General features: G+C 66.3%; 20 protein-coding genes and 1 riboswitch. Of the genes, 15 read left to right on the top strand and 5 right to left on the bottom strand.

From position 1 onward, the window contains the following. The first annotated feature begins 65 nt into the window (after positions 1–65). From KZX42_RS16200 to KZX42_RS16155, 10 genes are all read left to right on the top strand, one after another. Positions 66–1,472 (top strand): short-chain fatty acyl-CoA regulator family protein, encoded by a 1,407-nt coding sequence (locus KZX42_RS16200; RefSeq protein ID WP_248121069.1) that lies wholly within the window; start codon positions 66–68, stop codon positions 1,470–1,472. Between the two features lie 71 nt (positions 1,473–1,543). Next, positions 1,544–1,760: riboswitch (cobalamin riboswitch) on the top strand. Between the two features lie 105 nt (positions 1,761–1,865). Then, complete coding sequence (locus KZX42_RS16195; protein ID WP_248121067.1) at positions 1,866–2,852, top strand: DUF1852 domain-containing protein; 987 nt, start codon at positions 1,866–1,868, stop codon at positions 2,850–2,852. 28 nt (positions 2,853–2,880) lie between these two features. Then, complete coding sequence (locus KZX42_RS16190) at positions 2,881–3,909, top strand: methionine synthase (RefSeq protein WP_248121065.1); 1,029 nt, start codon at positions 2,881–2,883, stop codon at positions 3,907–3,909. A 91-nt stretch (positions 3,910–4,000) separates the two neighbouring features. Then, positions 4,001–4,528, top strand: coding sequence for a flavin reductase family protein (locus tag KZX42_RS16185; RefSeq protein WP_248121063.1), 528 nt, complete (start codon positions 4,001–4,003; stop codon positions 4,526–4,528). Positions 4,529–4,621: 93 nt separating this feature from the next. Further along, on the top strand, positions 4,622–5,368 hold the full coding sequence (locus KZX42_RS16180) for a cytochrome c oxidase assembly protein (RefSeq protein WP_248121061.1): 747 nt from the start codon (positions 4,622–4,624) through the stop codon (positions 5,366–5,368). After that, positions 5,365–6,084 carry a cytochrome b gene (locus KZX42_RS16175; protein ID WP_248121059.1) on the top strand — a complete coding sequence of 240 codons (720 nt, stop codon included), beginning with the start codon at positions 5,365–5,367 and terminating at the stop codon, positions 6,082–6,084. Before KZX42_RS16180 ends, KZX42_RS16175 begins: the two co-directional genes overlap by 4 nt. 761 nt (positions 6,085–6,845) lie before the next feature. After that, on the top strand, positions 6,846–7,181 hold the full coding sequence (locus KZX42_RS16170) for a c-type cytochrome (protein ID WP_248121058.1): 336 nt from the start codon (positions 6,846–6,848) through the stop codon (positions 7,179–7,181). Beyond that, complete coding sequence (coxB, locus tag KZX42_RS16165; RefSeq protein WP_248121056.1) at positions 7,171–8,148, top strand: cytochrome c oxidase subunit II; 978 nt, start codon at positions 7,171–7,173, stop codon at positions 8,146–8,148. Before KZX42_RS16170 ends, coxB begins: the two co-directional genes overlap by 11 nt. Then, the gene (ctaD, locus tag KZX42_RS16160; protein ID WP_248121054.1) at positions 8,145–10,691 is read left to right on the top strand and encodes a cytochrome c oxidase subunit I; all 2,547 of its coding nucleotides are present in this window, start codon (positions 8,145–8,147) and stop codon (positions 10,689–10,691) included. The genes coxB and ctaD overlap by 4 nt, the downstream gene beginning before the upstream one ends. Next, positions 10,688–10,993, top strand: a complete 306-nt coding sequence (locus KZX42_RS16155; protein ID WP_248121052.1) for a hypothetical protein — start codon at positions 10,688–10,690, stop codon at positions 10,991–10,993. The genes ctaD and KZX42_RS16155 overlap by 4 nt, the downstream gene beginning before the upstream one ends. Positions 10,994–11,006: 13 nt before the next feature. Here KZX42_RS16155 and KZX42_RS16150 read toward each other — a convergent pair whose 3' ends face one another. From KZX42_RS16150 to KZX42_RS16140, 3 genes are read right to left on the bottom strand one after another with little or no spacing between them, the layout of a single operon-like run. Beyond that, the gene (locus KZX42_RS16150) at positions 11,007–12,056 is read right to left on the bottom strand and encodes a copper resistance protein B (protein ID WP_248121051.1); all 1,050 of its coding nucleotides are present in this window, start codon (positions 12,054–12,056) and stop codon (positions 11,007–11,009) included. Further along, a complete protein-coding gene (locus tag KZX42_RS16145; protein ID WP_248121048.1) occupies positions 12,053–13,783 on the bottom strand; it encodes a copper resistance system multicopper oxidase in 1,731 nt (576 codons plus the stop codon). Before KZX42_RS16145 ends, KZX42_RS16150 begins: the two co-directional genes overlap by 4 nt. Before the next feature lie 25 nt (positions 13,784–13,808). Then, a complete protein-coding gene (locus tag KZX42_RS16140; protein WP_248121047.1) occupies positions 13,809–14,555 on the bottom strand; it encodes a glutaredoxin in 747 nt (248 codons plus the stop codon). Positions 14,556–14,625: 70 nt separating this feature from the next. On the opposite strand from KZX42_RS16140, the gene KZX42_RS16135 reads away from it, so the two are divergent. Next, positions 14,626–15,021 carry a MerR family DNA-binding protein gene (locus tag KZX42_RS16135; protein ID WP_248121045.1) on the top strand — a complete coding sequence of 132 codons (396 nt, stop codon included), beginning with the start codon at positions 14,626–14,628 and terminating at the stop codon, positions 15,019–15,021. Here the strand turns inward: KZX42_RS16135 and KZX42_RS16130 are convergent. Together KZX42_RS16130 and KZX42_RS16125 are read right to left on the bottom strand one after the other, a co-directional pair. Further along, the gene (locus tag KZX42_RS16130) at positions 15,011–15,337 is read right to left on the bottom strand and encodes an energy transducer TonB (RefSeq protein WP_248121043.1); all 327 of its coding nucleotides are present in this window, start codon (positions 15,335–15,337) and stop codon (positions 15,011–15,013) included. The two genes, KZX42_RS16135 and KZX42_RS16130, sit on opposite strands and share 11 nt — an antisense overlap. Positions 15,338–15,436: 99 nt before the next feature. Then, positions 15,437–16,327: a LysR family transcriptional regulator gene (locus tag KZX42_RS16125; protein ID WP_248121042.1), complete on the bottom strand. Its 891-nt coding sequence runs from the start codon at positions 16,325–16,327 to the stop codon at positions 15,437–15,439. A gap of 117 nt (positions 16,328–16,444) precedes the next feature. On the opposite strand from KZX42_RS16125, the gene KZX42_RS16120 reads away from it, so the two are divergent. From KZX42_RS16120 to mmsB, 4 genes are all read left to right on the top strand, one after another. Next, positions 16,445–17,947, top strand: a complete 1,503-nt coding sequence (locus KZX42_RS16120) for a CoA-acylating methylmalonate-semialdehyde dehydrogenase (RefSeq protein WP_248121039.1) — start codon at positions 16,445–16,447, stop codon at positions 17,945–17,947. Between the two features lie 143 nt (positions 17,948–18,090). Then, positions 18,091–19,227 (top strand): isobutyryl-CoA dehydrogenase, encoded by a 1,137-nt coding sequence (locus KZX42_RS16115; RefSeq protein WP_248121037.1) that lies wholly within the window; start codon positions 18,091–18,093, stop codon positions 19,225–19,227. Continuing rightward, positions 19,224–20,273, top strand: a complete 1,050-nt coding sequence (locus KZX42_RS16110) for an enoyl-CoA hydratase/isomerase family protein (RefSeq protein ID WP_248121035.1) — start codon at positions 19,224–19,226, stop codon at positions 20,271–20,273. Before KZX42_RS16115 ends, KZX42_RS16110 begins: the two co-directional genes overlap by 4 nt. A 29-nt stretch (positions 20,274–20,302) precedes the next feature. After that, on the top strand, positions 20,303–21,205 hold the full coding sequence (gene mmsB, locus KZX42_RS16105; RefSeq protein WP_248121033.1) for a 3-hydroxyisobutyrate dehydrogenase: 903 nt from the start codon (positions 20,303–20,305) through the stop codon (positions 21,203–21,205). Positions 21,206–21,397: the final 192 nt, after the last annotated feature.

Here is a 21,397-nt window from a genome sequence, read left to right as displayed (position 1 = left end):
TGAGCATTCCTGTTGTGGATGTTTGAGAAATCCTTTCCAACTTTATGCAAAAGTTGTAAAAGTCTATGAGCAAGACCTTCATGGGTGTTCGTCTGCGTCGGCTGCGCGAAGAGCGCAGCCTGACCCAGACCGCGGTGGCGCAGGCGCTGGGAATATCCAATAGCTATCTCAGTCAGATCGAGCAGAACCAGCGCCCGCTGACCGTGCCTCTGCTGCTCAAGCTCAACGCCGCTTTCGGCGTCGATGTTCAGTTGTTCTCGGAAGACGAGGAGGGGCGGCTGATCTCGGATGTGCGCGAAGCCCTGGGGGAGGGCGGAGCCGAACACATATCGACGGCTGAACTGCGCGAACTTGCGCTGAACATGCCTGCGGTTGGGCGGGCGCTGGTCGCGCTGCACCGCAAGTCGAGGCGAAGCGCCGACCGGGCCGAAGCCATGGCCTTGAGGCTGGGAGAGGAGTTCGCCGACGACACGCCCGCCCGTATGCCGTTCGAACAGGTGCGCGACTTCTTCTACTCGCGTCGCAATCATGTCGCCGAACTGGATGAGGCGGCCGAGCGTCTCTATGACGCCGCTGGTCTGGCGCCGCGTCAGGTCCGGCCGGGGCTGGCGGCCTGGCTGGCTCAAAGGCACGGCGTGCGCGTCGTCGTCGACGAGGGGGAGGAGGCGCAGCGTCGCTTCGACGCCGTCAATCGCACCCTTCATGTCTCGCCCTTCACCAAACAGGGGCAGCAGGCGTTCCAGATGGCGATGCAACTCGCCTATCTGGAGGCGGGCGCCGCCATCGAGACCCTGATCGACGGCGCGGGGTTCGACGACCGGGAGACGCGCGATCTTCTACGCATCGGCCTAGCCCAGTACTTCGCCGGCGCCGTCCTGTTGCCCTATCGTGATTTTCTTCAGCAGGCCGAAGCCTTCTCCTACGACATCGTGCGGCTTGGGCGACATTTCGGGGTGGGGTTCGAGACCGTCTGTCACCGGCTTTCCACGCTTCAGCGGCCGGGGGCGCTGGGCGTGCCCTTCTTTTTCGTCAGGGTCGATCGCGCAGGCAATATCTCCAAGCGCCAGTCGGCGACCGACTTTCACTTTTCCCGCGTGGGCGGTTCGTGCCCGCTCTGGAATGTTTACGAAGCCTTCGCCCAGCCCGGCCGCGTCCTGACCCAGATGGCGCAGATGCCCGACGGACGCACCTATCTGTGGATCGCACGAACCGTCGGCAGTCCCAGTCCGGCCTTTGGCGCGCCGGGCAAGAGTTTCGCCATCGGCCTGGGGTGCGACATCCGTCACGCATCGCGCCTGATCTATTCGCAAGGTCTGGACCTGTCAGACGTCGCCGCCGCCACGCCCATCGGCGCGGGCTGCAAGGTGTGCGAGCGCCCGGCCTGCCCGCAAAGGGCGTTTCCGCCCATAGGGCGCGCGCTGTTGATCGACCCGAACCGCAGCGCAGCGACCCCCTATCCCACGGCCGCCTGACGAGGTGGCGGTAGATCGTATAAGGACATAAAGATATCTTTATATCATTGTTGACTTCAGGCGTGGCTGTGGCAGTGTCCGCTTGTCGTGGTTCTTCGGGCGGTGTTCGAACTGTTCGGAGCTAAGAGGGAAGCCGGTGAGACTTCGGTCGAAGCCGGCGCTGCCCCCGCAACTGTAAGCGGCGAGCTGAGGGTCCATCGGATGTCACTGGGGGTTCGCCTCCGGGAAGGCCGGGCCGGAAGCCGTGACCCGCGAGCCAGGAGACCTGCCCCGACAGATATCGTCCTCCGGCGGGGTGTCGGTCAGGTCGCATGAACGCCGCGACGGAGGCTTCCGTGTGCGAGCGGTCGCGCGTTCCTGCCTGCTGTTCCGCCAGCATCAACGGCAGAGACCATGGCGAACAGCGCGTTCACATTCACCATCAAGCGCACCGCGCTCGACGAGAACTATGTTCCCGCCGACAACACGCGGATCACGACCAATTTCGCCAATCTGGCCCGGGGGGAAAGCCGACAGGAAAACCTGCGCAACACCCTGAGGATGATCGACAACCGCTTCAACTCCCTGGCGCATTGGGACAATCCGAGGGGGGATCGCTATGCGGTCGAACTGCAGATCGTCTCCGTCGAGATGAGCGTGGCGCCAGGCGAGGAGACGGACAGTTTCCCGCTGATCGAAATCCTTCAGACGACCATCGTGGACGGCCAGACCGGTCGGCGCATCGACGGGATCGTCGGCAACAACTTCTCCTCCTATGTGCGCGACTACGACTTCAGCGTGGTCCTGCCCGCGCATATGAAGGCCAATCCCGGCGCCTTCGCGCCTGCGGACTTCGGAGACCTGCACGGCAAGCTGTTCAAGCATTTCCTGAACTCGGCCGCCTATCGCGATAATTTCGGCAAGCCCCCCGTCATCTGCCTGAGCGTGTCGAGCAACAAGACCTACCACCGCACCGGCGGCGAGCACCCCGTGCTGGGCAGCGAATACGAGAACGACGAGTTTTCCCCGACCGATCAGTATTTCGCCAAGATGGGGATGAAGGTCCGCTACTTCATGCCCAAGGGCAGCGTCGCGCCCTTCGCCTTCTATCACATCGGCGACCTGACGGGCGACTACACCGATCTGGAACTGGTCAGCACCATCAGCACGATGGAGACCTTCCAGAAGATCTATCGGCCCGAGATCTACAACGCCAACTCCCCGGCGTCGGAACAGTATCGGCCCAGCCTGCAGTGCCAGGACTATTCGCTGACCCGCATCGTCTACGACCGCGAGGAGCGCAGCCGTCTGGCGGTCGAACAGGGCCGGTTCGTCGAAGAGCGTTTCATCAAGCCCTACCGGCAGGTTCTGGACCAATGGTCCGCCAGCTTCGCCGCCTGATCCGTCATTCCGTAAGAAGTCATCCGTCATGAAAACCCTGTTGCCCACATCCACCGCCGGAAGCCTGCCAAAGCCCGTCTGGCTGGCCGAGCCCGAGACCCTGTGGTCGCCCTGGAAGCTGGAAGGCGATGAGCTTGTCGAGGCCAAGCAGGACGCCCTGCGCCTGTCGCTGGACGATCAGCGCCGCGCCGGGATCGACATCGTCAGCGACGGCGAACAGACACGTCAGCACTTCGTCACGACCTTCATCGAGCATCTGGACGGGGTGGATTTCGAGGCCCGCAAGACCATGCGTATCCGCAATCGTTATGATGCGAGCGTGCCGGTGGTCGTCGGCGCCGTCAGCCGTCAGAAGCCGGTCTTCGTCGAGGACGCCAAATACCTGCGCCAGCAGACCGACCAGCCGATCAAATGGGCCTTGCCGGGGCCGATGACGATGATCGACACCTTGTACGACGACCACTACCAAAGCCGCGAGAAACTGGCCTGGGAGTTCGCTAAGATCCTCAACGAGGAAGCCAGAGAACTGGAGGCCGCCGGCGTCGACATCATCCAGTTCGACGAGCCCGCCTTCAACGTCTTTTTCGACGAGGTGAACGACTGGGGCGTCGCCACGCTGGAGAGGGCGGCCGAGGGGCTGAAATGCGAGACGGCCGTCCACATCTGCTACGGCTATGGCATCAAGGCCAACACCGACTGGAAGAAGACGCTGGGGTCGGAGTGGCGTCAGTACGAAGAGGCCTTCCCGAAGCTGCAGACCTCCAGCATCGACATCATCTCGCTTGAGGCCCAGAACTCGCGCGTGCCGATGGACCTGATCGAGCTGATCCGGGGCAAGAAGGTGATGGTCGGGGCCATCGACGTGGCGACCGACGTCATCGAGACGCCCGAACAGGTCGCGGACACCTTGAGGAAGGCGTTGCAATTCGTGGACGCCGACAAGCTGTATCCCGCCACCAACTGCGGCATGGCGCCCCTGTCTCGCCGGGTCGCCAATGGAAAGCTCGCGGCTTTGGGCGCGGGCGCTGCGATCGTTCGCCAGGAACTTTTGGTCTGAACCCTGACGATGGGGAGACGGAGTTGGCTCGCTGTGTCGTCGTGGAGCCATCCGACGCAACCCCCGTCCTGCGCCCGGAAGGCTTTTGATCATGCCGAACCTAGCCGCCATCACCGAGGAGGCCGATCTGCGCCGGCTTTTCGGTCTGTTTCCGACCGGCGTGACGGCATTGGGCGCCATGGAGGACGCCCGTCCCGTTGGCATGACGGCCAGCGCGTTCGTCGCTGTGTCGCTAAATCCGCCTCTCGTGTCGGTCTGCATCAAGCGTGGCTCGTGGACCTGGCGGCGGCTGCGCGCCCGCCCGCGCATCGGCATCTCGTTCCTTGGAGACAGCCATGCCGTCGCCGCGCGCCAACTGGCCCAGACGGGCGATAATCGGTTTTCCGGGCTGGACTATCAGGTCGGCCCGGAGGGTGCGCTTTTCCTGGCCGGCGCGCCGGCCTGGCTGGACTGTTCCGTGGAGAAGGAGGTCGAGGCGGGCGACCACGACATCGTCCTTTTCCGTCTCCACCGCGCGGCCGCGGCCAATGGAATTTCGCCGCTGATCTTCCATTCCAGCAGATTCCACACCCTTTCGCCCATCGAGCGATCGCTCACGCCGCTCTGCCCCGCCGAATGAGACGCCGGCCCGAGGAAAACGAGCCAGACCAATCGCCGCAGACGGATTTGCGAGAGGAACTGAGCCGGCCTTCGAGGTTTTGAACTTCATGCCGTGAGCGGGCGCGTGTGGGGGCGGATCATGAATGCAGGACCGATCTGGACGCCCTACTGCGGTCCGGCGCCGGAGGCGGGCGATTGGCGTTGGAACCTGGACCCGGTCCTGTTGGGCGTCATGCTGGTCGTTACGATGCTTTTGACAACGCGGCTGGACGGGCGGCGCCGGGTGTTCGGTCTGATGGGGATGGGGGTTCTGGCGATCAGTTTCGTCTCTCCTTTGTGCGCCCTAAGCTCGGCGTTGTTTTCGGCGCGGACGGTGCACCACGTGCTTCTGGTCGGCGTCGCCGCGCCGCTGCTGGCCTGGGCGACGCCCCGTCGTGACGGCGCCGGGCTGATCCTTGCGACGGCGGTGCAGGCGGTGGTGCTGTGGGCCTGGCACGCGCCGGGCCTGTATGGCGCGGCGCTTTCGAACGACGCCCTCTATTGGGTTATGCAATTAAGTCTGCTGGCGAGCGCCGTCTGGTTCTGGACCAGGGTCAGAGCCGCGTCGGCCCCGGCGGTGGTCGTGGCCTTGCTGGCGGCCATGCTGGCGATGGGATTGCTGGGGGCGGTGCTGACCTTCGCCGGGCAACCGGTCTATGCGCCGCACTTCTACACCACACTGGCCTGGGGCATGACGCCGCTTGAGGATCAGCAGGCGGCGGGGCTGATCATGTGGGCCCCGGCGTCGGCGCTCTATCTGTTCGCGGCTTTGGCGGTCCTAGGGCGGATGCTGGGGCCGACGCGAGAGGTCGCGGCATGATCGTTCGGCTGTTCCAGCAGGCTCTGGAATGGGCGGCGGGCCATCATGACGAGGGCCGCTATTCGCCGGTCGCCATCGCCTTTCACTGGACCATGGCAGGGCTGGTGGTGTTTCAGATCGGTTGGGGCTTCTGGATGGGGCGCCAGCCGGTGGGGGCGGCCATGGTCGCGGCCTATGACCTGCATTTCGCCATCGGGGTGCTGATGCTGATCCTGGTGATCGGCCGGCTGTCCTGGCGGCTGATGGCGCCGGATCTGGTCAACGATGCGGACAAGCCGGGCTGGGAAAGCTGGGCGGCGCACATCACCCACTACCTCTTCTACATCTGTCTGTTCGGCCTGCCGCTGACGGGCTGGGCGATGGTTTCGGCGACGGACCGGACGCGCCAGCTGGAGGCGCTGGGGTTCATTCCCTGGCCCTTGCTGCCTCTGCAGGATTTGTCGAACACTCAGCTATGGGCGATCGAGGCGGCGGCGGAGTGGATGCATTGGGGCATGGTGCTGACGCTGCTGCTGATGATCCCCATTCACGCGGGAGCCGCGCTCAAGCACCATCTGATCGATCGGGACGACGTGTTTCACGCGATGCTGCCGGTCGTGCCGCTGCGTCCACGGAAGCGGACCCGGTGGCAGCGGCGCTGGCGGGCGCTGGAGCGGCGGGTCGTGTCGACAGCCAAAGCGCTATTGCGCGGGCTTCTGGGTCCGAAAGCGGTTTGACGGCGGCGGCCATGACGCCGCGCGGGTCGTTACGGCGCTTGCCCGACTTCCAGCGGTTGATCTGCTCCAGAGTATAGGCGGCGGGCTGGCCGGCGATCTGGGGGTTGCCGCCGCGACCCGTCCCCTCGCCATCGACGCCGTGGCAAGAGGCGCAGGCCACTATGCCGCGGGATGGGTCGCCCGAAAGATAGACGGCCGGAGCGGGGGCGGGGTCAGTCTGGACCGAGGAAGCAGGCAGACCGGCGTACCAGGCGGCGACGGCGCGGCGATCTGCCTGGTTCAGCGCCTTCGCGATACGGGTCATCTGGTCGTCGGGACGGAGGCCAGAGGCGTAGTCCTCCATCTGCTTCTGCAGATAGCCGACATCCAGTCCGGCAAGGCGCGGAGCGGAAACCCCATCGCCCTGACCCTGCAGGCCGTGACAGGCGAAACAGGCGTTGGCAGCCCCGCCGGCGCCGCCGCTCATGGCGATGATCCGGCCATCGGCGCTGAAGGCCGCATCCGTCTGTCCGCGCGAGGAATCGCAGGCCGCGAGGGCCGCCAGGGCGAAAGACAGACCGATGAGGGGGAGGGGCGCGCGCACGCCCCTTCGAACCCGCCTCTATGGCGAAGGTTCCGGCGTGCGGCCGGGGCGGCGTGTCGCACCGGGGAACCCCGATCCCGGCAGCGGATTGTTTGGTCTGGCTTTTGGGGGCGGGATGACAGGGTCGACGCAGACGCGCCGAAGCAAGAGGGGGTGGCTGATCGCCGGCCTGCCCCTGATGCTGGCCGCTTGCGTGGACAAGGCCGATCTGCCCCGTCAGGTGGCGCAGGGCGATGCGGCCAGGGGGTTGGGCGTCGTGCAAGAGATCGGTTGCGCCGCGTGTCACAAGATCCCCGGCGTCGCCTGGCCCCAGGGTCGCAGCGGCTCCAACCTGGCCGGATTCGGCGCCCGGCCGATGATCGCAGGCCGACTGCCCAATCAGCCGGACGTGCTGATCCAATGGCTGATCGACGCCCCCTCGCTGGACCCCCAAACCGCCATGCCGCCCATGCCCCTGTCACCCGACCAAGCCCGCGATGTCGCGGCCTATCTGTACTCGCTCGATGACGACTGAACCGACGCCCGGAACCACCGGCTGGCCCCCACCCGTGTTGGACCCGGCAGGGCCGTTCGCGGCGCCGATCCACACCGTGGCCTGGGTGCTGTTCATCATGTCGGTGGTTGTCATGGCGATCGTGCTGGCGGCGCTGGGCGTGGCGCTGTTCGGATCGCGCAAATGGAAGCAGCGCGTGGGCGGCGAGCGGCTGATCTGGGCGGCGGGCCTGGTCTTTCCGGTCGTCGTCCTGACGGGGCTGCTCATCTATGGGCTGAACACCACCGCGCGGATCGCCGATGCGCCCCGGCCTGGCGAAATGCGCATACGCGTGACCGGCGAGATGTGGTGGTGGCGCGTGGCCTATCTGGACGAACAGGGTGGCGAAATCCTGCAGGACGCCAACGAGGTGCATATTCCCGTGGGCCAACCGGTCGTGTTTGAACTGGAAAGCGCCGACGTGATCCACAGCTTCTGGGTCCCCCGCCTGGGCGGCAAGACCGACATGATTCCTGGTCGTCGCAACTTCATGCGGCTGCAGGCTGACCAACCGGGGACTTATGGCGGCCAGTGCGCGGAATACTGCGGCGGGCCGCATGCGCTGATGGGGCTGGTGGTGGTGGCCCATGCGCCGGACGGCTTCGACGCCTGGAGGGCGCGCCAGGCCAGGGTGGCCCAGCCGGTGGTTTCGGCGCAGGAGACGCCGGCCCTGATCGACCAGGGACGTCAGGTGTTCGCGGCCTCCGGCTGCGCCGCCTGCCACACCATTCGCGGGACGGAGGCCAATGGGCTGGCAGGACCTGATCTGACGCATGTCGGATCGCGTCAGACCCTGGGCGCCGGCATCCTGCCCAACAATCAGGGCACGATGGCGGGCTGGATTTCCGACAGCCAGGCGATCAAGCCCGGCAACAGGATGCCTTCCTATCCGGTCCTGGCTGGGGAAGACCTGCGGGCCGTCGCCGCCTATCTGGAAAGTCTGAAATGAGTTCGGAAACTAGGTTCGACACCGAGCTCTACACGCGCTTTCCGACTTCCGAGCCCCGGCCCGAGGGCGAACTGGAACAGTTGGAGGAGGTCTGGTGCGGCCCGCGCAAGCCGTGGGAGTGGATCACCGCGATCAACAACAACTTCGTCGGCGTCTATTACGTCGGCGCGGCCATGTTGTTCTTCGTGCTGGCCGGGGTTCTGGCGCTGTTGATGCGCACGCAACTGGCCCTGCCGATGACGGGGTTCCTGGCGCAGGAGACCTACAACCAGATCTTCACCATGCATGGCACGGTGATGATGTTCCTGTTCGCCGTGCCGGCGGTCGAGGCGTTGGGCGTGCTGTTGCTGCCGCAGATGCTGGGGGCGCGCGACCTGCCGTTTCCGCGCCTGTCGGCCTATGCCTTCTGGGCCTATCTGATCGGGGGGCTGTGCTTCTTCTGTTCGCTGTTCTTCGGCCTGGCGCCCAACGGCGGCTGGTTCATGTATCCGCCGCTGACCTCGATGACCTATTCGCCGGGGATCAACGCCGACTTCTGGCTGCTGGGCATCGGCTTCATCGAGATTTCGGCCATCGCCGGGGCTATCGAGATCATCGTCGGGGTGCTGAAGACCCGCGCGCCGGGGATGACGCTGGACAAGCTGCCGATCTTCGCCTGGGCCATGCTGATCTTCGCCTGCATGATCATCATCGCCTTCCCGTCGATCATCCTGTCGACCCTGTTGCTGGAGTTGGAGCGCGCGCTGGGCTGGCCCTTCTTCGATGCGTCCAAGGGCGGCGACCCCATGCTGTGGCAGCACCTGTTCTGGTTCTTCGGACACCCGGAGGTCTACATCATCTTCCTGCCGGCGGCGGGGGCGATGTCGACCCTGATCCCGGCGGTGGCCCAGACCAAGCTGGTCGGATACCGGCTGGTGGTGCTGGCCATGCTGGCGACGGGCTTCATCAGTTTCGGCGTCTGGGCCCACCACATGTTCACCACGGGCATGCCGCAGATCTCGATCAACTATTTCAGCGCCGCCTCGATGGCTGTCAGCGTGCCAGCGGGGGTGCAGGTCTTCGCCTGGATCGCCACCCTGGCGGCCGGCAAGATGCGGTTCAACGCGCCGGGGCTGTTCGCGGTCGGGGGGCTGGTCACCTTCGTCATGGGGGGGCTGACGGGGGTTATGGTGGCCATGGTGCCGTTCGACTGGCAGGCCCACGACAGCTACTTCATCGTCGCCCACCTGCATTACGTCCTGATCGGAGGGATGGTGTTCCCGCTGTTCGCGGCCATCTACTATTGGCTGCCGATGTCGAGCGCGCGGCCCCTGTCTGAACGCTGGGGCAAGTGGATATTCTGGCTGATGTTCGTCGGCCACAACGTCACCTTCCTGCCGATGCATCTGACCGGGCTGATGGGGATGCCGCGCCGGGTCTATACCTATCTGCCGGATCGAGGCTGGGACCTGCCCAACATGATCTCGACGGTGGGATCGTTCCTGTTCGGCCTGGCCGTGCTGTTGTGGGTCGTGGACATGATCCGCAACTTCCGCCCGTTCCGCGCCAGGGAGGCGGGCAACGTCTTCGGCGGGGCGGGGCTGGAGTGGCTGCCGTCGGGCCGATACTCGCTGCGCTCGTCGCCGGTCATCCGAAGCCTCTATCCCCTGTGGGACCAGAAGGATCTGGCGCGGGACGTTGTGGCGGGCCGGTACTTCCTGCCAGGCGCGCCGCGGGGAGACCGCGAGACCTTGATCACCAGTCCGGTCAACGCCGAGCCGCAATATGTGCTGCGCATCCCCCGGCCTTCCAGCTGGCATGTGTGGGGCGCGATCTTCACAGCCGGCTTCTTCCTGATCCTGACCGTCCAGGCCTATCTGCTGTCGGTCATCAGCGGTCTTTTGGCGATCTATTGCATCTGGGAGTGGGCCTGGCGGCTGGATCGGCCGAACTCGCATGAGACCGTGGACGTCGGCGGCGGAGTCCGGCTGCCGACCTATGTGTCGGGGCCCTCCAGCCACGGCTGGTGGGCCATGGTCATCACCCTGATCGTCGGCGGCATGGTCGCCGTCATGGCCTGTTTCTCCTATGTCTTCCTGTGGAGCCGCCGACCCGACCTGTGGCAGGCCCCGCCGGACCTGGGTTCCCTGCCGTTGACGCTGGGCCTGCTGGTCCTGGTCGGCGTCGGGGGCTGGGCGGCGCAGGCCGCGCTGAAGCTGGATCGACCGCGCAGTCCGGTGGTCGCGGCGGCTGTAATGCTTTTGGCGAGCCTGGCGGCGGGCGGGGCCTGGGCGGCGGAGGCCTCGGCCTGGTGGGGCTCGGGGCTGCGGCCCGACGTCTCCAGCCAGGGCGCGACCGTCTTCGCCCTGCTGGCTTGGCAAGGGTTGTTCGCGGGAATCTGTCTTCTGATGGGGCCGTTCGCGGCGCTGCGCTGGATGTTCGGTCATCTGTCGCCCAAGCGGCCAGCCACGTTCGAACTGATCGCCCTGTTCCTGGCCTTCACGGCGCTTCAAGGGGCGGGCACGACCCTGCTGGTGCGCCTGTTCCCCGGCGTGATGTCGTGAGGTTCTGGGTCGTGGCCCTAGGCGGCCTGATGATCTGGGCCGTGCATTTCCTGGGGCTCTACCTGCTGGCCAGTTTCGCGGACGTGGCTTGGCGCGACGCGGCGGGCGGCAAGGTCATCGGCCTGGTCTTCAGCCTGGCGTGTCTGGGCGCCATCTCCGCCGGGGGCTGGCGCGCGGCGTCCCAGCTTCGCCGGGCCGAGCCGGACGACACCCGGGCCTTCGGCCTGAGGATGGCGGTGGCGGGGGGCGTCATTGCGGGTGTCGGCGTGGTGTTCCAGACCGCGCCCTTGATGTTGGCCTGAGCCGACCGTTCCTTCAGAACCAGGCCTTCAGGCCCACGACGACCTGGGTCTTGTCCGCTTCCCCGCCGCGCGCCGCGATCAGGTCGGTGGTCGATCCCAGGGCGCGGGTCCATTCTATCCCGAAATAGGGGGCGAACTCGCGCGTGAACTCATAGCGAAGACGCAGCCCTGCCTGGATGGACGACAGGCCCGCACCGAGATCCAGTTCCGGCGCGTCGCGAGCGGACAGGGCGGCCTCGACACGCGGCTGCAGGATCAGCCGCTGGGTGATGCGCTGGTCGTATTCGGCCTCGACCTTGGCGCTCAGGTCGCCCTTGGTGGACAAAAAGGCGGCGGCGTCGATCTCCCACCAATGGGGCGCCAGTCCCTGGAAGCCCAGCACAACGTGGGTCGCATCCGGTCCATCCGGGCGAATATCCTGACGCACGCCCGCCTGCAGGTTCCAGAACGGCGATATGGCGCGGCTGTACAGGGCCTGGATTTCCGCCTCGTGCAGACGGCCCTGCAGGTCGCCTTCGCCCTCGGTCTTCCACCATAAGCGATGAATGTCGCCGCCGGTCCAGCCCTGGGCGTCCCACAGATAGGCGTCGGCGCCGTCGCCCAAGCCGGCCTCAAGCCGGTCGATGACGACGCCGGTCGTGCGCACGTCGCCGTTCTCTGCGATCAGCAGGCTGCGCGAGGCGGCCATGGCCTGGGCGCCGAAGACGGTGTCGGCGGCATGGGCGGGGCCGGACAGGGCGGCGGAGGGGGGCGGAGCGTTGGGCGCGGCCATGCTCATGCCGCCCCTGTCGTGACCCGCGTGGGGATCGGCCGTCGCGCCCATCGTGCTCATGTCATGACCGGCGTGCGGGTCCGCCGGCTGAGCATCCATCCTGCCCATGTCGTGTCCCGCATGAGGATCGACGGAAGGGGGCATCGCATGGCCCGCGTGCGGATCAACGGTCGGTGTGGCGGCCCGCGCCGGCTGCGCCTGGTGATGGCCGGCATGGGGATCGACGGACTGGGCCTGTGCGAGGCCGGCCGCCAGCAGCAGGGGCGTCAGGGTCAGGAAAAGGCGGCTCATGCGGCGCCTCCATGCAGCGGGCGCACGGTCACGACGTTGAACATGCCCGCGTGCATGTGCATCAGCAGGTGACAGTGGAAGGCCCAGTCGCCCGGCGCATCGGCGGTCAGGTCGAAGGTGACCTTCGATCCCGGCGCGACATTGACCGTGTGCTTCAACGGCTGATGACCGGCCGGCCCGCCCGTGACCAGTTCGAAGAAATGGCCGTGCAGATGGATGGGGTGGGACATCATGGTGTCGTTGACCAGGGTCACGCGCACCCGCTCGTTGCGCTCGAACCGGATCGGCTGGACCAGTTCCGAGAACTTGCGCCCGTCGAAACCCCACATGAACCGCTCCATATTGCCGGTCAGGTGGATTTCCAGGCTGCGCGACGGCGGGCGGCGGTCCGTGTTGGGGTTCAGCGAAACCAGATCGGTATAGACCAGCACGCGGTGCGGCGCGTCCTTCAGCCCCAGCGGTCGCTCGCCCAGCCGGTCGGCAGGAGCGGGCGAGATCATGTCCACGCCGACGCCCACCGCCATGCCCGGCGGCGCCTTGGACGGATCGCGCATGGACATGCCGCCATGATCCATCCCGTCGTGGTCCATGCCGTTCGTGTCCCCCATGTCTCCCATGCTCCCCATGCCCATGTCCCGCATGGTCAGGTTCGGAACGGGTCTCAGCGACGGGACCTCCGCCGCCATGCCCAGGCGGGGCGCCAGGGTGGCGCGGCCCATGCCGGATCGGTCGATGGCCTCGGACACAATGGTATAGGCGCGGTCCTCGGTGGGGCGAACAATGACGTCATAGGTTTCGGCGACCGAAATCTGGAACTCGTCGGTCTCGACCGGGCGCACGTTCTGGCCGTCGGCGTTGACCAAGGTCATGGCCAGGCCGGGAATCCGCACGTTGAAGATCGACATGGCCGAGGCGTTGATGATGCGCAGGCGCACCCGCTCGCCGGGCCGGAACAGGCCGGTCCAGTTTTCCTGCGGACCATGGCCGTTGATCAGATAGGTGTAGGTCGCGCCATTGACGTCCAGGATGTCGCGCGGGTCCATCCGCATCGCCCCCCACATCCGCCGCTCCTCAGGGCTCATCCGGTCCGACCCGTCGATCAGGCCGGCCAGGGTGGTGCGCTGGCGGTTGAAATAGCCGGGGCTCTTCTTCAGCTTGTCCAGGATCTGGTGCGGATGCAGGAAGCTCCAGTCTGACAGGACCAGCACGTGTTCGCGGTCATAGGCGACCGGATCGGCGCCCGCCGGGTCGATGACGAGGGGGCCGTAGTGGCCCATCGCCTCCTGCAGATTGGAATGGCTGTGGTACCAGTAGGTGCCCGACTGGATGACCGGGAACTCATAGACGAAGGTCTCGCCGGCCTTGATGCCGGGAAAGCTGATGCCCGGCACCCCGTCCATCTGGAAGGGCAGCAACAGGCCGTGCCAGTGGATCGAGGTGTCTTCGTCCAGGGTGTTGGTGACGGTCAGCCGCGCGTTCTGGCCTTCGCGCAGGCGGATGAGCGGGGCTGGGAGGGTTCCGTTGACGGTCACCGCATGGCCCGTGCGTCCGCCCACGGTGAACGGCGAATGGCCCACTGTCAGGTCGATGTTCGGGCCGGTCAGGCTCGGCAAGCCGGGTGATCCCGTATGGGCCCAGGCGGGCAGGGCGGCCTGCAACGCCATCAGGCCGCCGCCGGCCGCGAACCCTCGCAACAGGCTGCGGCGGTCGAGGGGGAATTGGGTCATGCGTTCATACGTCCTTGGCCGCGCGTCATACGGCCATGACCAGCAGGGCGGCCGCCATGGCGATCATCATCAGGTTCTCGGTCAGGCTGACGAAGCCCAGCGGCACGTTGGACGCCCCTCCGACGCAGGCGCATTTCAGCTCCCGCTTGTCGACATAGACGGCCTTGAACACCGAGACGGCGCCCACGCCGCCGATGAACAGGGCGACCGGCGCCGACAGCCAGGTCAGCGCGCCCGCCAGCATCAGGACGCCCGCGCCCAGTTCCGCGAAGGGATAGACATAGCCGTAGCCCGGCCATTTCTGCGCGAGAAGGTCATAGTTCAGGAACATGGTCGAGAATTTCTCGACATCCTGCAGCTTCAGCATGGCCAGCAGGCACATGGCCGTCGCGATGAAGTTGGGCAGGATCGACAGGCTGACCAGGGTTCCGAACCGCAGCCAGGCGATGGCGGCGGCGATCAGCAGGGCGACGGCGAATACGGCGAGGACGGGCGTATAGCTGGTCTGCCCCGGCGCCGGGACGCTCTGTCCGAAAAACCGGCGCAGGTCGTCATGGCCGCCGATGCGCTGGCCGGCGATGAAGGTCTGGGGCGTGGTCTTGACGTCGTGCTGGGCCTTGAAGGCGTCGGTCTCGGCGCGGCTCGTCAGATGGCGATCATCGACCTGGTAGCCCTTGCGTTTCAGCAGCCACAGCGATTTCCGGCCATACGGGCAAACGTGTTCCGGCATGACCATTCGATACAGGATGGCGGTCTTTTCGGGGTGCGGCATCGAAGATCCAGACGGGCTGACAACGGGCTGCACCCCCTGTAGGGTCTGTACCATGGTACGGAGTCAAGCGATGGCGATGACGATCGGCGGGCTGGCCAAGGCGGGGGCGGTCGGGGTGGAGACGATCCGCTATTATCAGCGGCGCGGCCTGCTGGAGACGCCGGTGGGAGACGGCACGACGCGGCGCTATGGGCCAGCCGATGCGGACCGGCTGCGCTTCATCCGTCAGGCCCAGACGGCAGGGTTCACCCTGGCGCAGATCGGCGAACTGCTGACGTTGGATTCAGGCGCGGATCGAACCAGGGTCCGGGCCATGGCGAAGTCGCGCATCGCGGAACTGGATCGTCAGATCGCCGATATGCAGGCGGCGCGGGCTGCGCTTCAGCGCCTGGCGTCCGACTGCGCGCGCAACGAGGAGGGGCCGTGCCCCATCCTGAAGGCGTTCGAACGACCGATTACGGCGTAAAGTCGATCGTGCGTTCGAATTGGGCATCCACCGCGCGGCCCTGTTCGGTGATAGGCGTGACCTGCGCATCGTTCATCAGGGCCAGGGCCGCTTCGCCAAAGCCGTAGCCAGGCTTGGTTTCCTCCAGAACCACGCAGTCTGTGACATGACCGGACGCCAGGGCGGTGCAGCGTAGACGCACGCTGAAACGGTCCTGGGGCGCAACCGACGCCTTCTGTACTTGCGCCGGCCTGAAGCCGGCGCGCTCGCGCGGCAGGGCGTCGGCGGGTGCGCCCAGCAGGGTGGTCATCAGGGTCAGGCCGAGGATCAGGGTCATGGCGTGTCTCGCTTACGCCCTATTAAGATTTGACCGCGGCCGATGTTCCATCGCCTGACGAACTGTGTTCGGGTCGTGTCATCCGAAACACAGGCGGCGTCAGACCGAGGGAGTCGCGAAGGGCCGCAAACGGTCGCGGTGGTCGGCGCACAGCGTCTTCAGCCATGTTCGGACTGTGCGCAGGCGCGCGGTGTCGTGCACCTCGCGGTGGGTGGCCAGCCAGAATCGTCGCTCGATCAGCACGTCGGGCGCCACGCGCTGAAGTCCCGTCGCCATGAAACACGGCAGGACGCCGATCCCGCCGCCGGCCGCGATGATCTCTCTCTGCGCACGGATCGAGGACGACCCCAGGTGCGGCGTCAGGCCGGGTCGGATCTCGTCCAGATAGCGAAGCTCGGGCGCATAGATCAGATCGTCGATATAGCCCACGATGTCGAAGCCGCTCAGGGCCTCGACAGTATCGGGCGCGCCATGGTGGGCCACATAGTCGGGCGCGGCGTACAGGGCCAGTTGATAGGGCGTCAGCGGCTCCACGATCAGCCGCGCCGCATCGGGCGCCGCCAGGGTGATGGCCATGTCCACCTCGCGGCGGCTGGGCGACAGGAAGCCGGCGTTGGCGGCCAGTTCGATCCGAAGGCCGGGACTGGCGCGACCCAATCCGGCCAGCGCGGGGGCCATCAGGGTGACGCCGAAGCCTTCGGAGGCGCTGATGCGCACCACGCCAGCTAGGGTGTCCGGCTGGGTGACGCGCGCCACCGCCTCCATCGCCCCCTCGGCCTCCAGTCCAATGTCCAGAAGCTGGGCGCCGGCCGCCGTCAGATGAAGTCCGGTGGTGGAGCGCACCACCAGCGTCGATTTCAGCGCGCTCTCCAGCCGGGCGACCCGGCGGCCCACGGTCGCGGCGTCCACCCCCAGCCGTTGCGCAGCGCCCCCCAGCGACCCCGCCCGTGCGGCTGCGACGAAGATGCGCAGATCGTCCCAGTCGAACATGACCCTCGCTCATGCAAAAATGCAGATCGATTCCTGCAATTTCGCATTATCGAGCCTTGTGCGGCGATGCTAGCAAGAGAGGGCCACAAGAATAACGATCACGGGAGATCTGCAGCCATGCGCGACATCCGCCATTTCGTCGACGGCGCCGCCTTTGACGGCGCGTCCGGCCGTTTCGCCGACGTGTTCAATCCCAACACCGGCGAGGTTCAGGCCCGCGTGCAACTGGCCACGACGGGCGAGGTTGATCGCGCGGTTCAGGCGGCGCAGAACGCCTTTGACGGCTGGTCCAGCACCAACCCCCAGCGCCGCGCCCGCGTTATGTTCGAGTTCAAGCGCCTGGTTGAGGCGAACATGGACGAACTGGCCGAACTGCTGTCCAGCGAACATGGCAAGGTCATCGCCGACTCCAAAGGCGACATCCAGCGCGGGTTGGAGGTGATCGAGTTCGCCTGCGGCATCCCGCACGCCTTGAAGGGCGAATACACCTATGGCGCCGGGCCCGGCATCGACGTCTATTCGATGCGACAGCCGCTGGGCGTGGTGGCGGGCATCACCCCGTTCAACTTCCCGGCCATGATCCCGATGTGGATGTTCGGCGTGGCCATCGCGGTCGGCAACACCTTCGTCCTGAAGCCGTCCGAGCGCGATCCGTCGGTGCCGGTGCGTCTGGCCGAACTGATGCTGGAAGCCGGTGCGCCTAACGGCGTGCTGAATGTGGTGCATGGCGACAAGACGGCGGTCGACGCCATCCTGACCCACCCGCTGGTCCACGCCGTCAGCTTCGTCGGGTCGTCCGACATCGCCCACTATGTTTATCAGACCGGGGCGGCCAATCATAAGCGGGTCCAGGCCATGGGCGGCGCCAAGAACCACGGCATCGTCTTGCCTAACGCAGACATGGATCAGGTGATCAAGGACCTGTCCGGCGCGGCTTATGGCTCGGCGGGCGAACGCTGCATGGCCCTGCCGGTCGTCGTGCCGGTCGGCAAGAAGACGGCGGACGAACTGCGCGAGCGGATGGTCGCCGAAATCCCGTCGATGCGGGTCGGCGTCTCGACAGACGCGGGCGCCCACTACGGCCCCGTCGTCACCGCCCAGCACCGCGATCGCATCGCCGGCTGGATCGAGAAGGGCGTGCAGGAAGGCGCCGAACTGGTCGTGGACGGCCGCGACTTCAGCCTCCAGGGCCACGAGAAGGGATACTTCATCGGCCCGTCGCTGTTCGACCATGTGAAGCCCGAGATGTCGTCCTATCAGGAAGAAATCTTCGGTCCCGTGCTGCAGATCGTGCGGGCCGAGACGTTCGAGGAGGCGCTGGCTCTGCCGTCGAACCACCAGTACGGCAACGGCGTCGCCATCTTCACCCAAAACGGCCGTGCGGCCCGCGACTTCGCCGCCCGGGTCAACGTCGGCATGGTCGGGATCAATGTGCCGATCCCGGTGCCGGTCGCCTATCACACCTTCGGCGGCTGGAAGCGCTCGGCCTTCGGCGACATCAACCAGCACGGCATGGAGGGCGTCCGCTTCTGGACCAAGACCAAGACCGTCACCGCCCGCTGGCCCGACAGCGCGCTTGAGCATTCGGATTCGTCGTTCGTCATTCCGACGATGCGCTGATAGCAAACGCCGTGACCCTCGGGTTTGACCCGAGGGCCGGATTGTCCGCCGCTTGTGCGATAACGCGGACGCACAGACGCTCCCGCCTCCGATCCTCGGGTCAAGTCCGAGGATGACGGGCGAGGGGCGGGGAGTGACGAGATATGGATTTCGCCCTTACCGACGATCAGCGCGCCATTCAGGACGCGGCGCGCGTTTTCGCAGACGCCGAACTGGCGCCCCATTCGGCCCGCTGGGACGAGGACAAGTATTTCCCCGTCGATGTGATGAAACAGGCGGCCGAGATGGGCTTCTGCGGCATCTACACCGGCGAGGAACACGGCGGCATGGCCCTGGGCCGGGTCGAGGCGGCGCTCATCTTCGAGGAGTTGTCGCGCGGCGACGTGGCCACCGCGGCCTTCATCTCGATCCACAATATGGCGACGTCCATGATCGACCGTTTCGGATCGGACGATCTGCGGGCGCGGTTCGTGCCCTCGCTGGTGACGATGGACAGGATCGCCTCTTACTGCCTGACTGAGCCGGGCTCGGGCTCCGACGCGGCGGCGCTGCGGACGACGGCGTTGCGGGACGGCGATCATTTCGTGCTGAACGGCTCCAAGGCCTTCATCTCCGGCGCGGGCACATCGGATGTCTATGTCGTCATGGTCCGTACGGGCGGGGAGGGGGCTAAAGGCGTCAGCGCCATCGTTGTCGAGGCCGGCACGCCCGGCCTGTCGTTCGGCGCGCAGGAAAAGAAGATGGGTTGGAACGCCCAGCCGACCGCCGTCGTCCAGTTCGACGACTGCCGCGTGCCAGTCGCCAATCTGCTGGGCGAAGAGGGGGCGGGTTTCCGCTACGCCATGGCCGGTCTGGACGGCGGGCGGCTGAACATCGCAGCCTGTTCGCTGGGCGGGGCGCGGCTGGCGCTTGAGACGGCGCTGAGCTATGTCGCCACGCGCAAACAGTTCGGCAAACCGCTGGCCGAATTTCAGGCGCTGCAGTTCCGCCTGGCCGACATGGCGACGGACCTTGAGGCGGCGCGTCTGATGGTGCTGCGCGGCGCCTGGGCCCTCGACAACGACCACCCCGAAAAGACCAAATGGTGCGCCATGGCCAAGCGGCTGGCCACGGACGCCTGTTTCCAGATCGCCGACGAGGCGCTGCAACTGCACGGCGGATATGGCTATCTGAAGGACTATCCGCTGGAACGGATCGTGCGCGACCTGCGGGTCCACCGCATCCTGGAAGGCACGAACGAGATCATGCGCGTGATTATCGCGCGGGAGATGGCCAAGTGAGCGAAGCCGAGATCATCACACGTATCGAGAACGGCGTCGGCCGCATCACCCTGAACCGGCCCAAGGCGATCCACGCCCTGAACCGGCCCATGTGCGAAACGATGATCGCCACTCTGCTGAGTTGGCGCGACGACGCGGCCGTGCGCTCCGTGCTGGTCGATCATACGGGCGAACGTGGGTTCTGCGCGGGCGGCGACATCCGCATGATCGCCGAAAGCGGCGCGGGCGACGGTGTGGATGCGCGCGCCTTCTTCAAGGCGGAGTATCAGCTGAACGCGCTAATGTTCGGCTATCCCAAGCCGATCACCGCCATCGTGGACGGCATCGTCATGGGCGGCGGGGTCGGGATTTCCGAACCGGCGGATGTCCGCATCGCCACCGAACGCACCACCTACGCCATGCCGGAGACGGGCATCGGCCTGTATCCTGAGGTCGGAGGCGGCTGGTTCCTGCCCCGCCTGCCCGGACAGACGGGCGTCTGGATTGGCCTGACCGGCGCACGGCTGAAGGCGGCCGATACAGTGGGCCTGGGAATCCACACCCATTTCGTGCCGTCAGAGGGCATCGAGGCGTTGAAGACCGATCTGCTGGCCGACCCCGCCGATCCAGCATCGGTGGCCGCGCGCCACGCCAAGGACGCCGGACCTGCGCCGCTCGCGTCCCGCCGCGAGGCCATCGACCGGCTGTTCGCCTTCGACACCGTGGAGGAGATTTTCGCGGCGCTTCAAGCCGATGGATCGGACTGGGCGGTCTCGCAACTGGCGACGTTGAAGACCAAATCCCCGACCTCGCTGAAGGTCACGTTGCGTCACATCCGCGAGGGGACGAAGGCAGCGTCCTTCGACGCCAACATGGCCGTAGAATACGCCGTCAGCGGCCGGATCGGCGCGACGCACGACTTCCAGGAAGGCGTGCGGGCCGTGATCGTGGACAAGGACAATGCGCCGAAATGGTCTCCGGCGGACCTGTCGGGCGTTTCCGACGCGACGCTGGACGCGCTGTTCGCGCCGTTGGCCGACAATGAAAAATGGACGCCGCTGGCCTGACCTCGGCGCCGACAAAAGGGAGAGAGACCATGACCAAGATCGTCTTCATCGGCCTGGGCAATATGGGCGGGGGCATGGCGGCCAATCAGGCCAGGGCGGGCCATGCGGTCTCCGCCTTCGACCTGTCGCCCAGCGCGCTGGAGCGGGCCGCGTCCCAGGGCTGCACCCCCGTTGGATCGGTCGCGGAGGCGGTCAAGGACGCCGAGGTGGTCATCACCATGCTGCCCGCCGGTCCACATGTGCGATCCGTCTATTCCGAACAGATCGTCGGCGCGGCGCCGTCCGCCGCCCTGTTGCTGGACTGTTCGACCATCGACGTTGAAGCGGCGAGGACGGTCGCGGGCCTCGCCAAGGAGGCGGGTTACGCCTTCGCCGACGCTCCGGTGTCGGGTGGCACGGCGGCGGCGGATGCGGGCACGCTGGCCTTCATGGTCGGCTGTGAAGAGGGCGATTTCGCGCGCGTCGAGGCGGCGCTGGAGCCGATGAGCCGCATCACCATCCGCGCCGGCGATCACGGCGCGGGTCAGGCCGCCAAGATCTGCAACAACATGCTGCTGGGCATTTCCATGCTGGGCACCTGCGAGGCCATCGCCCTGGCTGAAAAACTCGGCCTGGATCCGGAGCGCTTCTTCGAGATCGCGTCCAAGTCGTCCGGCCAGTGTTGGAGCGTGACCAGCTATTACCCCTGGCCCGGCCCGGTGCCGACCGCCCCGTCCAACCGCGACTATCAGGGCGGATTCGCCACGGCGATGATGCTGAAGGACCTGAAGCTGGCGCAGGACGCGGCCGCCAAGTCCGGCGCCACCACCCCGCTGGGCGCCCAGGCCGAGGCCATGTACGCTCTGTTCGACGGCATCGGTCATGGCGGTCGCGACTTTTCGGCCATGCTGCAGATGCTGAGAGGGCGACTGGCCGAGCTGGACGCCTCCTGAACACCCCTCGATCCAGTTGCAAACCGCAAGTCGAAAGGTCCGCAACGTCGCCGCGTTGCGGGCCTTTTGTGGTTCAGAACGGGCGCGACATAGAGACGCCTCGTCGTCGGCCGACGTCTGATGACCATCAACGGTGATCCGCCACGCCCGCGTCCGATTAGCCGCTGAAAGCACGAGATATTCTATAGCGAA

The organism is Brevundimonas sp. EYE_349 (genome assembly GCF_023147505.1).
Taxonomy (GTDB): domain Bacteria; phylum Pseudomonadota; class Alphaproteobacteria; order Caulobacterales; family Caulobacteraceae; genus Brevundimonas.
The sequence above is the reverse complement of the archived record's forward strand: the minus strand, read 5'-3'. Positions and strand labels throughout refer to the sequence as shown.

Bases quoted from the DNA above. Each gene is read 5' to 3' on its own strand.
- KZX42_RS16200 (WP_248121069.1), top strand. From the start codon at position 66: ATGAGCAAGACCTTCATGGGTGTTCGTCTGCGTCGGCTGCGCGAAGAG.
- KZX42_RS16195 (WP_248121067.1), top strand. From the start codon at position 1,866: ATGGCGAACAGCGCGTTCACATTCACCATCAAGCGCACCGCGCTCGAC.
- KZX42_RS16190 (WP_248121065.1), top strand. From the start codon at position 2,881: ATGAAAACCCTGTTGCCCACATCCACCGCCGGAAGCCTGCCAAAGCCC.
- KZX42_RS16185 (WP_248121063.1), top strand. From the start codon at position 4,001: ATGCCGAACCTAGCCGCCATCACCGAGGAGGCCGATCTGCGCCGGCTT.
- KZX42_RS16175 (WP_248121059.1), top strand. From the start codon at position 5,365: ATGATCGTTCGGCTGTTCCAGCAGGCTCTGGAATGGGCGGCGGGCCAT.
- KZX42_RS16170 (WP_248121058.1), top strand. From the start codon at position 6,846: ATGCTGGCCGCTTGCGTGGACAAGGCCGATCTGCCCCGTCAGGTGGCG.
- coxB (WP_248121056.1), top strand. From the start codon at position 7,171: ATGACGACTGAACCGACGCCCGGAACCACCGGCTGGCCCCCACCCGTG.
- ctaD (WP_248121054.1), top strand. From the start codon at position 8,145: ATGAGTTCGGAAACTAGGTTCGACACCGAGCTCTACACGCGCTTTCCG.
- KZX42_RS16150 (WP_248121051.1), bottom strand. From the start codon at position 12,056: ATGAGCCGCCTTTTCCTGACCCTGACGCCCCTGCTGCTGGCGGCCGGC.
- KZX42_RS16145 (WP_248121048.1), bottom strand. From the start codon at position 13,783: ATGACCCAATTCCCCCTCGACCGCCGCAGCCTGTTGCGAGGGTTCGCG.
- KZX42_RS16140 (WP_248121047.1), bottom strand. From the start codon at position 14,555: ATGCCGCACCCCGAAAAGACCGCCATCCTGTATCGAATGGTCATGCCG.
- KZX42_RS16135 (WP_248121045.1), top strand. From the start codon at position 14,626: ATGGCGATGACGATCGGCGGGCTGGCCAAGGCGGGGGCGGTCGGGGTG.
- KZX42_RS16130 (WP_248121043.1), bottom strand. From the start codon at position 15,337: ATGACCCTGATCCTCGGCCTGACCCTGATGACCACCCTGCTGGGCGCA.
- KZX42_RS16125 (WP_248121042.1), bottom strand. From the start codon at position 16,327: ATGTTCGACTGGGACGATCTGCGCATCTTCGTCGCAGCCGCACGGGCG.
- KZX42_RS16120 (WP_248121039.1), top strand. From the start codon at position 16,445: ATGCGCGACATCCGCCATTTCGTCGACGGCGCCGCCTTTGACGGCGCG.
- KZX42_RS16115 (WP_248121037.1), top strand. From the start codon at position 18,091: ATGGATTTCGCCCTTACCGACGATCAGCGCGCCATTCAGGACGCGGCG.
- mmsB (WP_248121033.1), top strand. From the start codon at position 20,303: ATGACCAAGATCGTCTTCATCGGCCTGGGCAATATGGGCGGGGGCATG.